General features: G+C 57.4%; 12 protein-coding genes. 4 read left to right on the top strand and 8 right to left on the bottom strand.

Going from position 1 to position 13402, the window contains the following annotated elements; genetic code table 11:
• Positions 1-153 precede the first annotated feature (153 nt).
• The gene (ptsP, locus tag H6F75_RS22140) at positions 154-2715 is read right to left on the bottom strand and encodes a phosphoenolpyruvate--protein phosphotransferase (protein ID WP_190754613.1); all 2562 of its coding nucleotides are present in this window, start codon (positions 2713-2715) and stop codon (positions 154-156) included.
• Between the two features lie 315 nt (positions 2716-3030).
• Between ptsP and H6F75_RS22135 the strand changes: the two genes are divergently transcribed.
• The 3 genes from H6F75_RS22135 to H6F75_RS22125 are packed head-to-tail and all read left to right on the top strand — an operon-like array spanning position 3031 to position 5321.
• Positions 3031-4086 (top strand): ABC transporter permease, encoded by a 1056-nt coding sequence (locus H6F75_RS22135; protein WP_242020277.1) that lies wholly within the window; start codon positions 3031-3033, stop codon positions 4084-4086.
• A gap of 14 nt (positions 4087-4100) precedes the next feature.
• The gene (locus H6F75_RS22130) at positions 4101-4400 is read left to right on the top strand and encodes a hypothetical protein (RefSeq protein WP_073606671.1); all 300 of its coding nucleotides are present in this window, start codon (positions 4101-4103) and stop codon (positions 4398-4400) included.
• A gap of 48 nt (positions 4401-4448) precedes the next feature.
• A complete protein-coding gene (locus H6F75_RS22125; RefSeq protein WP_190754612.1) occupies positions 4449-5321 on the top strand; it encodes a hypothetical protein in 873 nt (290 codons plus the stop codon).
• A gap of 26 nt (positions 5322-5347) precedes the next feature.
• On the opposite strand, the gene H6F75_RS22120 is transcribed toward H6F75_RS22125, so the two are convergent.
• From H6F75_RS22120 to H6F75_RS22110, 3 genes are all read right to left on the bottom strand, one after another.
• A complete protein-coding gene (locus H6F75_RS22120; RefSeq protein WP_190754611.1) occupies positions 5348-6532 on the bottom strand; it encodes a bifunctional sterol desaturase/short chain dehydrogenase in 1185 nt (394 codons plus the stop codon).
• 131 nt (positions 6533-6663) lie between these two features.
• Positions 6664-7695 (bottom strand): hypothetical protein, encoded by a 1032-nt coding sequence (locus tag H6F75_RS22115; protein ID WP_190754610.1) that lies wholly within the window; start codon positions 7693-7695, stop codon positions 6664-6666.
• 69 nt (positions 7696-7764) lie between these two features.
• A complete protein-coding gene (locus tag H6F75_RS22110) occupies positions 7765-8544 on the bottom strand; it encodes an RNA polymerase sigma factor SigF (RefSeq protein WP_190754609.1) in 780 nt (259 codons plus the stop codon).
• Between the two features lie 684 nt (positions 8545-9228).
• Between H6F75_RS22110 and msrP the strand changes: the two genes are divergently transcribed.
• Positions 9229-10218, top strand: a complete 990-nt coding sequence (gene msrP / locus H6F75_RS22105) for a protein-methionine-sulfoxide reductase catalytic subunit MsrP (RefSeq protein WP_190754608.1) — start codon at positions 9229-9231, stop codon at positions 10216-10218.
• A 3-nt stretch (positions 10219-10221) separates the two neighbouring features.
• Here msrP and cobW read toward each other — a convergent pair whose 3' ends face one another.
• The 4 genes from cobW to lepB form a co-directional block, all read right to left on the bottom strand.
• Positions 10222-11277, bottom strand: coding sequence for a cobalamin biosynthesis protein CobW (gene cobW / locus H6F75_RS22100; RefSeq protein ID WP_190754607.1), 1056 nt, complete (start codon positions 11275-11277; stop codon positions 10222-10224).
• A gap of 88 nt (positions 11278-11365) precedes the next feature.
• Positions 11366-11800 (bottom strand): VOC family protein, encoded by a 435-nt coding sequence (locus H6F75_RS22095; protein ID WP_190754606.1) that lies wholly within the window; start codon positions 11798-11800, stop codon positions 11366-11368.
• Between the two features lie 84 nt (positions 11801-11884).
• Positions 11885-12529 (bottom strand): hypothetical protein, encoded by a 645-nt coding sequence (locus tag H6F75_RS22090; RefSeq protein WP_190754605.1) that lies wholly within the window; start codon positions 12527-12529, stop codon positions 11885-11887.
• A gap of 247 nt (positions 12530-12776) precedes the next feature.
• Entirely contained in the window at positions 12777-13400 is a 624-nt protein-coding gene (gene lepB, locus H6F75_RS22085; RefSeq protein WP_190754861.1) for a signal peptidase I, read from the bottom strand.
• Positions 13401-13402: the final 2 nt, after the last annotated feature.

The following is a 13402-nucleotide window of genomic DNA, read 5'->3' as shown; positions in this document are numbered from 1 at the left end:
GTGCGCCACGCTTCCCCGAAAGTAATTGACTTGAATACTGCATAGTTCATGGTGGGCATTGCCCACCCTACGTGCTTTGGGTTCTTGAAGATGGTGCATTGGCGGGGCAAGAGTGGAATGACACCGATCGCAACCCTTGCCGCCGAATGCACCCTACGCTTCTTCTAGGGGCACCAGATCGCGTACTTGGGCGGCAGAATCCAAATTCAACGCCTGCTGCGCCAACTCCTGGCAGTGGGAATAGCTCAAAGCCCGTACCTGGGCCTTCACCGCCGGAATCACGGGCACGCTGACGCTTAGTTCCTTCACCCCTAAGCCCATCAGAATGGGAACGGCCTGAGGGTCACCCGCCATACCGCCGCAGACACCCACCCATTTGCCGTGCTTGTCAGCCCCCCGCACCGTCAGGTCAATCATCCGCAGCACGCTGGGGTTGAGGGCATCGACATAGGGAGCCAGCTTGGGGTGACCGCGATCCATCGCCAGGGTGTATTGGGTGAGGTCGTTGGTGCCGATGGAGAAGAAATCGACGTGCTGAGCAAAGCGCTCCGCTGACACAGCGGCGGCGGGCACCTCGACCATGATGCCAATCTCAATGGGCGGAACGCCCAGCTTCTGACGTTCCTCTTCCATCACGGCTGTAGCCATCTCCAACTCCTCCATGCGGGCAATCATGGGGAACATCACCCGTGCTTTGCCAGCGGTAGAGGCTCTAAGAATGGCGCGAAACTGGGTGCGCATCAGCTCGGGGCGATCGAAGCCCAGGCGAATGCCCCGTTCGCCTAAAAAAGGATTCTCTTCGTGGGCCATGGGTAGGTAGGGCAAGGGCTTGTCGCCGCCCACATCCAGCGTGCGAATGATCATGGGGCGATCGCCCAACACCCGCAAAATGCCGGCGTAGATTGCCTCTTGCTCATCCTCTGTGGGGGCCGAGCTGGCCTCCATAAAGACAAACTCTGTTCTCAGGAGACCAACGCCTTCGCCGCCCACCTTAAGCGATGCCTCAGCGTCTTTTTGGCTGCCGATGTTGGCGACCACCTCAATCTGCTGCCCATCCTGGGTGATGGCGGGCGCAAAGGCATGCTCCAGATCCTTCGCCTGCTTAGCCTTTTGGCGGGCAATGCGATTTTGGGTTTGCTCCAGTTCGTCTACGGAGGCGTTGAGCCTCACCCGGCCCTTGGTGCCGTCGAGAATTACCGGGGTGCCGTCAGCTAAGTCTAGAATGCGAGGTTCGATGCCGGCGATCGCCGGTATGCCCATCGACCTGGCCAAAATCGCTACGTGAGAAGTAGCCCCGCCCGCCACCGTGGCAAAGCCCACCACTCGGGCCGGGTCAAGGTTGGCCATGTCCGAGGGGGTGAGGTCTTCGGCCAGCAAAATGCTGTTGGCGGGCAACGCCAAAGCCTCTGCCTTGACGCCTGTGAGAATGCGCAGCACGCGATCGCCCACATCGCGCAAATCGTTGGCCCGCTGGGCCAGCAGCTCGCTCTTGAGCCGGGCCAACTGGTCGGCTTGGCTGGTGTAGGTCTGCTGCCAGGCAAAGGCGGCGCTCTTGCCCTGGTCAATGATGCTGGTGGCGCTATCCATCAGCTCTGGGTCGGCGAGCAGTTCCTGGTGGGCGGCGAAAATGGCGGCTTTGCTGGGGTCGCCCTGGCCGTGCACCTTGGCGCGCAGGCTCTCAATTTCGAGTGCGGCCTGGTCGATCGCTCTGTCGAGCTTGCGATGCTCGTCCTTAGGACTGTCGGCGGTTTCGTCAACGCGCAGGGCCTGCCGCTGCTGACGGTAGGTGTTGCCCACCGCTACCCCGGGTGAGGCGGCTACGCCCAAAATGATGTCGGGGTCGTCGCTCTTGGGACGCGGGGCCGGGGCGGAAATTTCGGCTTGGGCGACACTGGCCGCAGCGGCGGTTACGGGGGCAGCTCCCTCTTCACCCAAGCCATCGCGCAGGGCGGTGGAAAGGTCTGCGATCGCCGCCGCCGCATCAGCCCCGGTCGCCTCTAGCGTCACCGTATCGCCTCGGCCAATCTCTAACCCCATAATCGCGACCACGCTGCGCACGTTGGCGCTGTCGCTGCCCCGATGCAGGCGAATAGCCGACTGATACTGTTTCGCCAGCTGAGCCAGCACTGCCGCCGGTCGGGCATGCAGTCCCACCGGATTGGGAATGACAATGGCATCGGAGGTCACCGTTGGCCCCGATTCCTGAGCACTCCCGGTAGTTTCTCCGACCAGCACCAGTTCCAAGATGGTGTCGCGGGCGGCGTTGACCATACCGCTGGCGGGTTTGAACTCGGCTATGCGATCGCTGTTGGTCACCACAATCTGAGTCAGCAAACTGCGGGCGTGGAGCGCCACGTAGTCGGCATCAAACTCAATCAGGATATCGCCGGATTTAACGCGATCGCCCACTTTTACCCGGGCCGTAAACCCCTCACTCTTTAGAGCTACGGTATCTAGCCCAATGTGCATCAAGATTTCAATGCCCTCAGCGGTTCTCACGGTGACCGCATGGCTAGCGCTGTGAATTTGTAGAATATCCCCATCGCAGGGGGCTAGCAGCACCTGGCTGGTTGGGTCGATAGACACACCGTCGCCCACCATTTTTTGCGCAAATACTGGATCGGGCACGGTTTCTATGGGCACCACCAGCCCCGACAGCGGGGCCGTTAAAACCAGTCTATTGGTTTTGGTCGGGGGGGCTTCAAGGGCTGTCATAGGTAAATCCTGGGGAAAAACAGTTTTAATCGGGGCTTAATTAGGGACTGCCAAATGACCTTGGAGGCGTAGCAAAGTTCGATCTGAGCCAGACAAAGGCGTTGTGTTGAGCGTTGCCTTTGCAGGGGGAATATAAACATCAAAGATGATGGCTACCTTAGTGGGTTCAATTCAGCAATCTAACGTTGCAAAATAGCCCGGTAAGTATCTGTTTTGTTAGGTGCAATCGCGCCCTAGCGCCGTCAGCCTCGATAAGGCTGGGCACGATTGGTTTAGAATCACCACAGATAACCCTTAACCTCTCTGCATTTGGGAATGGCCCAGTCCTCTACTCCTCGCCGCCCTTCAATCAGCCCTTGGGAACGCTTGGTGGTTTTTGCCAACAGCGAGACTACCCTTTACGTGCTGAAGCGCATCTTGCAGGCCGCCCTGACGCTGCTGCTGGCCTCGGCCCTCAGCTTCTTTGTGATTCAGCTAGCGCCAGGCAATTTTCTTGATCAGTATCGACAGAGCCCGCAGTTTTCGCCCGAGACCTTGGCGCAGCTAGAGGCTCAGTTTGGCCTCGATCAACCCGCCTGGCGGCAGTACCTCAACTGGCTCTACCAGGTGATCTTCCACGGTAACTTTGGCCTCAGCTTTGCCTACCAGCGCCCGGTAGTCGACCTGCTGTGGGAACGGGTGCCCAATACCCTATTGCTCGCCTTGGCGGCCTTTCTGGTTACCTGGCTAATCGCCATTCCCATGGGCATTGTCAGCGCTGTCAACCAAAACCGTCCTGCCGATCGCGTGTTGCGGGTGCTGAGTTATCTGGGGCAGGGCATGCCCAGTATTGTGACTGGCCTGCTGCTGCTGTTCTTTGCTCAGAGCGTAGCACCGCTGTTCCCCATTGGCGGACGCACCAGCATCATCCACGACGACCTCAACTGGTTTGGCAAGATCATCGATGTGGGCTGGCACCTGATCTTGCCGACTCTGGCCCTCAGCATCACTAGCTTTGCTGGGCTCCAGCGAGTTACCCGCGGTCAGCTGCTCGACGTGCTGCGCCAAAACTACATTCAAACCGCCCGTGCTAAAGGGCTGTCAGAAAATCGGGTGGTCTACGTCCACGCCCTGCGCAATGCGGTCAACCCGCTGATTACGCTACTGGGCTTTGAGTTTGCTGGCCTGCTGGGCGGTGCATTCATCACCGAAACCTATTTCAACTGGCCTGGTCTAGGAAAACTAACCCTCGAAGCGGTACAGGCCCAGGATTTGTACCTGGTGATGGCCAGCCTGATTATGGGGGCGGTATTGCTAATTGTTGGCAACCTGCTGGCCGATCTAGCCCTGAGTTTTGTCGACCCCCGCATTCGCCTGTCGGACATTAACTGAGGCCGCGAGAAATTATGGTGTCTCAGCTCTACTATTTGCTGCGATCGCGCGCCGACGGCAGCTATTTGGTCGCCCGCCCCCACGGTGCTAGCCCCGATCAGCCTCTTCCTACGGGGTTTCTGCTGGTGTTTACCGCTGACTACGATGCCCTCAGCTATCTCAACGCCCATGCCCCCGAGCTGAGCGACAAATTTGCGATCGAAACCATCACCGCCTCCAGCCTCAAACCCTTGATCAACCGCTGGGACTTTCAGGGTCTAGGCATGGTTAATGACCCTCGCCTGCCCCAAGTCGAGTTCTTCAACCGTAGCTAAGCAGATTCATTGGGCAGGCTGAATAGCTCAACATCTAGTCGTTAAGCCATGGCCGATAGAACTCAATATCTGTTGACCTTAGTACAGCGCAGCGTCAGGCCCTACATCGCGAACCCAAAGACGAAAGCGGTGATGGTTACAGGCTCAGTGGCAGAAGGGCAGTGCGATGAGTATTCAGACTGCGACGTGATGCTGTATTACGATGAGCTACCCACTGAGGATGAGTTGACTCTGGCACGGCAGCGCAATCAGGGTGCAGAACTGATTGAGTTGTTGGGCGATCGCCAGTTGGGTGCGTTCGGTGAAACCTTTCGAGTGCAGGGGGTTGAGTGCCAGTTTGCCCACACTGCGATCGCCCAGTGGGAAGCAGAAATGGCCACTGTACTGGAAAAATTTGGGATTCAACCCGGCATTATGAAGATGCTGCACGGTACCTTGATCGGCATGCCGCTCCACGGAGAAGCCCTCATCCAGCAGTGGAAAGCCAATATCGCTAAGTATCCTGACCAGCTCGCCCAAGCCATGGTGGAGCACCATCTCAAATTTTTTGCTCTCTGGGGCATGCAGCCAAAGCTGGCTCGGCGCGATGCCACCCTCTGGTACTACCAAATTCTGGTCGAGTCTGCCCAAAATATTCTCGGTGTGCTGTCGGGCTTGAATCGTCTGTACTTCTCAACGTTTCAATTCAAGCGCATGGGCACCTTGGTCGAGCAAATGGAGATTGCCCCTCAAAATCTTGCGCTACGGCTGGAAGATTTGTTCCACCAAGAGGCTGCGATCGCCGCGCTTCACCTGGAATCCTTAGTACAGGAAACCGTAGCGCTAGTCGAAGCCCACATGCCTCAAGTCAATACCGCTTTTGCCAAGCGACAGCTAGGCTGGAGACAGCAGCCGTGGCAAATTATGTCAGCCGATCAGTAACTCAGGGATAGCGGCTCCTCTGGCCGTCAGCTCTTGCTGGAGCGAGTAAAGAGCCTGAAATAGAGCCCCTGACTCAATTCTTTGATCGGAAACAACAGGTAGGTCAGCGGGTTGATGGTGACAATGATGTTGCGCACGTTGCGCTTGGCTAAGGCCACCACCGCCCAGGCTATCCAGTCGGCAGACATCACCCCAACGGGGTTGAGGTTGCTCTTAAACGGCCCCAGTATCACCTTGCGCACGACGCAGGGGGCATCGAGCCGGCGCAGATTAACTAGGTCGCCCATCAGTCGCTTAGACAATTCGTATAGCGGGCTAAAGGCCGGGTTTACCTCAGCTTCGGAGGTGTTGACCCAGACTTCCTTGGTTGCCCGCTGGGGCGAAGTCTCCACCGTGCTGAAGAAGACCTCCATCAGCCGCCAGCCAGAGAGGGCGTTGGCCTCTAGGGAGGTTTGAATGGCCTCAGAGGTGCGATCGCCGTGCACATTCAGCCCGTGGTTCAAAACCAAAATGTCCACCTTCTTGAGCGCCTCGCGCAGATCAGCTTCAGCTCCAGGTTGCCAATGCCAGCAAGGAACGTTCTCCTCAAAGGTAGCGTTGGCAGAGGTTGTCAGGGCAATGGGCCGGGCCTTCTGACGAACGAGTTCGTTGATCAGAGCGCGACCCAGGGTGCCCGACGCGCCAGTGACTGCTACGGTTTTGCCCTTGAGAGAAACAGCGGTGCCCATCAGCTTATCCAGACCGGTAAAGTAGCCGGCGAAGTAGGCGTTGGTGTCGTCGAAGTGGTGCCGCCAGTGATAGGTGCGGTTGACCCACCAGTTGCCGGGAATCGTAGTGAGTTCGCCGGGTTCGTGGGTGAGGTCGGTGGTGAGCAGCCAGCCCTGGGAGCGCGCGATCGCCGCTAGCAAAAATCCCAGCCCATACACTGACCCTAGCCACAGCCCAGAGATGCCAGTAGAAATCGCCAGACCCGCCAGTGCCCCAGTCATAACAATGGCTTCGGGAGTGTCGTTATAGAGCTGAGCTTGGCGATAGAGGTCGGGGCTAACGGGGCTAAAGTCTTTTTTGTAGGCCCGATGATGCCAGTTGTGAAGGCGCATGAGGGGCGGCCAGTAGTGGCTGACCACATGATAAATATCGCGTACCGCCTCTGCTACTAGGATCGCGATCGCACCCCACAATCCCTGCCAAATTACCGTTTCAAGCGGCATATAAAATTCCACACCACATCGAGCAATTCACATTCTGACACGACTTGCTGCGGGGTGCAGGCTCCTGAACAATAGCAAAGCCCGGAGGCGACCCTCCGGGCTTTGCTATTGTTCAAGATTTAATTAAACAGCTAAGCCGCAGGCTCTTCGGCTGTAGCAGTCGGAGCACCCACTGGGCGCGATACCTCAATGCCGTTTTCTTCTAACACCACCACCGGATCGCTACCGCGCATATCGATGCGCTTGACCAGCACCTGACCATTAGAAACTCGCTGACCTGCTTTGACATACTGGCTACCAGCCGAGGTTTGCACCACGGCAAAGTTTTCGTTGCCGATGGTCATCACGCCAGTTACCAACACGGCCTGTGCCAGAGTAGGCTTCGGCAGCTCGGGCAGAGGTGCCAAGGGCGCAGGGGTTGCAGAGCGCCCGCCACCAGCGTTGCCCGCAGCAGCCCCTGACCCACCCGACGTCGTACCACCAGCGCCACCGGCACCACCAGCCCTAGCCACAGCGGATCTGCCGGCACCACCAGCACCTGCTCTGCCACCAGCCGCAGCAGTACCAGCCCCACCACCCGCAGTGGTACCAGCCCTAGCTGTGCCGCCAGCCGCGCCTCCTGGGGGTGACGGTGGGGCAATCACCCGGGGCGGCGGTGGCGGAATGGGCACTATGGCGAAGGGATCGGTACGGCTGTTGTTAATTTGCTGAAGGCGCTCGTTGGGGTCTGTAGACTGAATCAAATCGGCCCGAGCAATGGGAGAGAACTGAGGTGCAATGGGCACCAGAGGCTCAGCAAAGTCTTCTTGGGTAGCCACCGGCTCTTCAGGCACTGGCACTGACTCTATAGGGGCTCCTTCAGCGGGAACGCTCTCATCGACGGGGGCACCGGCCTGCTGGGTTCGCTGGGCAATGAACCCACCCAAGAAGGGAATCGACGCCAGCATGGCCAGCAGACCACCTAGAAATATCATGAGGCTGTTGCGGGCCCACTTGCGGCCTCGAAACTTAGCCCAAAAGACCAGCAGCGCAAAGGGGATAAACAGTGACAGCAAACCCCACACGGGGCTGACCTTAAACGCGTCTACAACGCCAATGAGGCTGCCCACAGTAGCCAGCACAGCGCCGAGAATAAATAAGACTAAAAACGCGATCGCCCCCATGGCTGAGCCTCCTTGCTTCCTGAGCCGATGTTCCTAAACGATAGCTCAATTCCGAGGATGCAGAGCGTTTTAGGCGGTTTCATCTTCGTTAGACACCATTAGCACCTGCAAATGCTTAAGCCCTTGCTTCACCCGGCGCGATACGGTAACGGCGCTAATCCCCATGCGCTCGGCGGTTTCTTTTTGGGTAAGGTCGTAGAGAAAGACAAATTCCAGCACTTCGCGGGTGCGATTCTCAAGCTGGTGCAGAGCCTGCTGGAGGCGAATTTGATCTTCCTGGGCCAGCTGAAAGCTTCTGTATTTGAGATCGGGCAGCAGGTCACCTAGGCAGCCTGATTCCTCGTCTTGCACTGGGGCGTCGAGGCTCAGCAGAGAGCGGTTGCGAGTGGCCAGCTTGACCTCTTGCCACTCGGCTATTGTGATATCGAGGGCAGCAGAAATTTCAGCATCGTTGGGCAGACGACCTAGGTCGGCTTGCAGTTGGCGAATGACCCGGGACGACTGACTCTGCAACGCCTGCCACCGCCGCGGGATGCGCATAGAGGTGCTTTTGTCGCGCAGGTAGTGCTGAATTTCACCGCGAATGTAGGGGATTGCAAAGGAACTGAAGGCATAGCCCTTGCCCATGTCAAAGCGTTCAATGGCGCGAATCAGCCCTAGGCTACCTACCTGCATGAGATCGTCAAAGGTTTCGTTAGATTGTTGCAGCCAACGGTAGGCCTCACGCCGGACTAAGCCAATGTTGAGCTGCACTAGCTGATTGCGCAGATTGAGATCGGGATTGCTTTGATAGAGCCGCAGCAGTTCTAGGGTGCTGCCTGTAGCTTGAAATCGGGAAGTAGCGACCATGGCGATCTCAGGAAGTGGTGAATCCAGTTGGGTAAACCGAGAACTATGCTGCCTGACGGTGGGGCCTTAGACGGTAGCAAAGGTAGCTGGGGGATAGGCGGCAAAGAAAACCTTGCTACCCTCGCCCGGCTGCTCTCTGTTAACGACAAGGCAGTGCATCACAGGATCGTGTGCTCGTGATATAAGCCTAAGGGCCGACGGAAGCGACCACAATGGCGTAACTACGGATACCTATGGACTCGCCTCATTAGTATAAGAGCTGGCGATTCTGTTCTAAAGTCTTCCTGCTTGGGCACTTCCCGCCGGAGCCCTAATGGGCTAATTTGGGGTGCTACCCTCGAATTTCGTGAATTGCCAGGCCTTGCACTCCAAGGGGTCTAGCCCCGTTCACATAATTTCTACGGCTCTGTAAATTTTTGGCGAAGTCTGCCGATTCTTACGGAGATGACCGAGCGCACCTAGCTCTGGATTGAAATTAAGTCTTTAACTTCTGCTTGGGTGACTAGAACAAAGACCCGTATTTTCCCTGGGGTGGGTCTAGAAGTGTTACATAAGTTCGGAGTTAATGCTTAGGTTCGGTGCAGCGGTGCCTTTCTCACTTCAAATTCATCTAGGGCCAGAAAGACAATGCCAAAATGGGTTTTAGACTGGCGATCGCCGTCTGTAATCCTAGGGCTCACCGCTATGGTTTTCTTTCGGTCTCGCCCCAACTGGCAGCTGCCAGAGTCTCGAGTAACGGCTGAGGGGGTATTTTGGCAGCGACGACGGTTTATGAAGTCGTTGATTGGGGCTGGCGTAGGGTTTGCGGCTGCTTCAGCAGGGGGCTGCCAGCGATCGCCGGCAATGGACGCAGACTTGGCAAATACCCTAGGAGAACCCTTGAGTGGGGCGAGGCTCAACGCTGCCTTTGCCGATGCTGGACGAGAGCCGACGCCACAACAGTATGCCAGCCGCTACAACAATTTTTACGAGTTTGGTAGTAGCAAAGATATCTGGGCGAGCGCCCAGGCCCTGCCCACTGACCCGTGGAGCCTAGAGGTGACAGGGCTAGTAAAAAATCCTCAAGCTTTTAGCTTAGATGACCTAACTCAGCGCTTTGCCCTAGAGGAGCGCATCTACCGGTTTCGCTGTGTAGAAGCCTGGGCGATGGTGGTGCCCTGGATTGGTTTCCCCATGCGATTGCTGATAGCGGCGGTGGAGCCCAACTCAGCGGCTAAGTACGTTCGCTTTACCTCCTACTATGACGCGGCGGTGTGTCCAGGGCCCAGCCTGGGCTTTGCCCGCAACCTGCCCTGGCCCTACACCGAGGGGTTGACCGTGGAGGAAATGGCCAACGACCTGGCCTTTTTTGCGGTGGGCGTGTACGGGCGTCGGTTGCCGAAACAGCACGGTGCGCCAATTCGCATGGTGGTGCCCTGGAAGTATGGCTTCAAGGGGGCAAAATCGATTGTCAAAATTGAGTTTGTAGCCGAGCAGCCCGCCACCTACTGGAATACGCTAGCCCCCAATGAGTATAAGTTTGAGGCCAATGTAGAGCCCGATGTGCCTCACCCCCGCTGGTCGCAGGCTAAAGAGCGGCTGATCGGAAAATCTACGGCGATGTTTTCCTGGGAGCAGCAGCCCACGGTGATCTACAACGGCTATGGGGAGTATGTGGCAGGGCTGTATGGGTAGAGGTTAGGCGGCGATCGCAGCCCGAATCACCTCTTGATCCAAATCCTTACCAATTACGACCAGTCTCGTTTGGCGAGGCTCGCTGGGTCGCCAGGCTCGGTCAAAGAAGGAGTCAAACCGCTGGCCAACGCCGTGAACTACCAGGCGCATGGCTTTGTTGGGAACATCAACGAAGCCCTTGATGCGGTAGATTTCGTGGTTGGCAGCAAGAATTTCTAACCGCTTGACCAGAGCCTTTGGTTCAAAACTTTGATCGAGCACGATGGGGATAGCGACGATGTCGTCGTCATGGTCGTGATCATGCTCATGGTCGTGGTGGCTAGGGCGGCTATCAAGGTTGTCTTCGACGGCGGCGTTAAAGCCCAGCAGTAGGTCGGGGCTGATCGGGTTGCTACCCTCACCCCCGGCCAAACTTAGTACTTTGACCGGGTGGGGCAGCTGCTGGGTAAGCCAAGTTTCGATGCGGGTGCGATCGCCTGCGCTTACCTTATCTACCTTGGTCAATAACACCAGGTCGGCGCAGTTGAGCTGGTCTTCAAACAGTTCTTCGAGGGGTGTTTCGTGGTCGAGGCTGTCGTCGGCCTGGCGCTGAGCCTCCAGAGCGGGTAGGTCGCCCACCAGGTCGCCAGCGGCCAGCGCTTCGCAGTCAACTAGGGTAATGACGCTGTCAACGGTAGCAGCGGTGCGAATTTCAGGCCAGCGAAAGGCTTGTACCAGAGGCTTTGGCAAGGCGAGGCCAGAGGTTTCGATCACAATGCAGTCGATCTGGTCGCGACGGGTCATGAGCTGCTGCATGGTGGGCAAAAACTCCTCCTGCACGGTGCAGCAGAGGCAGCCGTTAGTGAGTTCGAGAATGTTGGTTTCGGGGGCGATCGCCTCCCCATCTTCGTCACACACCTGGCAGCTGCGCAGCAGGTCGCCGTCAATGCCGACTTCGCCAAACTCGTTGACCAGCACGGCAATGCGCCGACCCTCTGGGTTTTGCAGCAGCTGGCGAATCAGGGTGGTTTTGCCTGCCCCCAAAAAGCCGGTAATGATGGTGACTGGAATTTTATGCATAGCCTTTCCATTGCGCTGACCCTCAACCTATCACGGCGACAGCCGGGGAGAGAGAACAACTTCTATTGCGACTCAGCGGTGGAGTAGCTTATTGGGCATCTCCCACTCGAGCCTCGTCAACCTCGCCAAAGATGGCGCTGGGGTGACAGTAATACTTAAACTCCAGTAGGTTAAAAAATGGATCCTGCAAGAAGAAAGTGCGATGTTCTAGGATATTGCCCACAAAGCGTCGCTTTTCGCCCTGGTAGAAATTGAGTTGCTTATCCTTGGCCCGGTGCAGCAGGGCTTCCCAATCGGTCTCGGCCAAAAACACCAGGCCAAAGTGGCGGGGATAAATTCCCTTTTGCGGAGTGATCTCAGCGGTGGTGTGGGCCACGAGCTGATGGCCACAGAGGTTGAGAATGAGAGAGCTGGCCGTTTCCCGTCCTGGCTTACAGCCCAGCCCAGTGACGTAAAAGTCCTTCGCTGTGGAAATGTCGGCCACAGGAAAAGCAAGGTGAAATAGAACGGCAGCAGAGTCCATAGGGTTAGCGGTTGCAATTTGGGGCGATGGGCCGCGATCGCCCTAGTCTTAAGTTGCGGCTGCGCCATTCGTGCAGCGTCAATCCTAGGGCATCCCAGAGACAGGAACCGACTCGGCACGAGGATCTCTGCCGGAATCGACGGCATTGAGCAGGGCTTTGAGGGCAGTGTCTTCAGCTTGGCTAATTTGCTGGTCTAGCAGGGCAATGTGAATGGCTTTTGACAGCACAAAGGCGGCTACTTCGGGTTCGAGTTGCTCCACTAAAAGAGCCATCGGCATGGGTACCTTTAGGGCTGCGTGAATGCCCATCAGCAACGATTCTTCCATGCCCATGGACACTAGTCTGGGACGCAGGGCGAGCCAGTCTGCGAGGGGGTCTTGTCCGCTGGCGTGGAGAATGGCGGCCAAAAGTCGCTGCACCTTGCTCTGATGAGCTGGGGGCATAGCACTGTAGGCGAGGGTGTCGACGGCGGGGGCAGCGTTGACATCTCGGTTGAGGTTATCGAGAATTTGCTGCCACTCAGCCTCAGTACACTGCTCCGGCTTGCCCACACAGAGCGAGACCTGAATGCGATTGCCGGTGGTTTGCAGCTGGGTCACTTCGGCATGAATGCCTAGGTAGCCGAGCCACTGCGATACCATGCCCACCAGCTTGCTGCTGGCCGACTGAGCCTGAGCCAGCATTTGCACTTGGGTGCGCACCAGGGGGCGAACAAGCTGTACAAGCATGAAGCTTTCCTCGCGATCGCGTAATCTGAAGTCGCTTTGATCTTACACAACCCCTTGGGCTGTGGTGGTAATGCAGTATGCCATTGGGCAGTTAGCCAAAGATTTGGGGCTGTGGCCCTAGACCATAGCGCCCTGGGTCAATAAATAGGAAATAGGGATTTGAGGCAATCCCCGTTGTATCAGGTAATTCTCCTGCCTTGCTAAGGACAGCTGAGACGGCGATTGCCCACGCCTGAATTTTTGATGCTTAACCGACGGGGCCGAGGCGATCGAGGGGCCAAAACCGGAACCGGGCGCGGCCAATGATGTTTTGCTGAGGGAGCCCGCCCCACACGTGGGAGTCGTTGCTGTCGTTGCGGTTGTCGCCCATGACAAACACCTGCCCTGGGGGGACGGTGACGGGCTCTAACGTGTAGGCCGGTGCTTCGAGGGTGTAGTCCTCTTGCAGCGGTTCGCCGTCAACGATCACCTGTCCTTGGCGAACGGCGATGGTTTGGCCAGGCTCGCCAATCACTCGTTTGATAAAGGCCTGACGAGCCTCATATCCTAGCTGAGCCAGCTGCGGCGGTGGCGCAAACACTACGATATCGCCCCGGTGGGGGGGCTGCCAGCGGTAGCTAATTTTTTCGACCAGCAGGCGATCGCCGATGTGCAGCGTCGGATCCATTGAGTTCGAGGGAATGTAGCGAGGTTCAGCAATCAGCACCCGCACTGTGAGGGCGATGGCTAGGGCGATCGCCAGCACTCGGATATTGCTCCACTGCCCTGTCCACAGCGATCGCCAGCGAGCCCAAGCTGAACCCTCCGCTGATAGCGCTTTTTCTTCAGTAGGGGGTGTGGGTGGGGCAGATTGCGGCAGCTTAGGATCCATCG

The sequence above is a fragment of the Nodosilinea sp. FACHB-131 genome, from assembly GCF_014695395.1.
Taxonomy (GTDB): Bacteria; Cyanobacteriota; Cyanobacteriia; order Phormidesmidales; family Phormidesmidaceae; genus Nodosilinea.
Note: the sequence above shows the minus strand (reverse complement) of the source record. Positions and strands in the feature narration are given on the sequence as shown.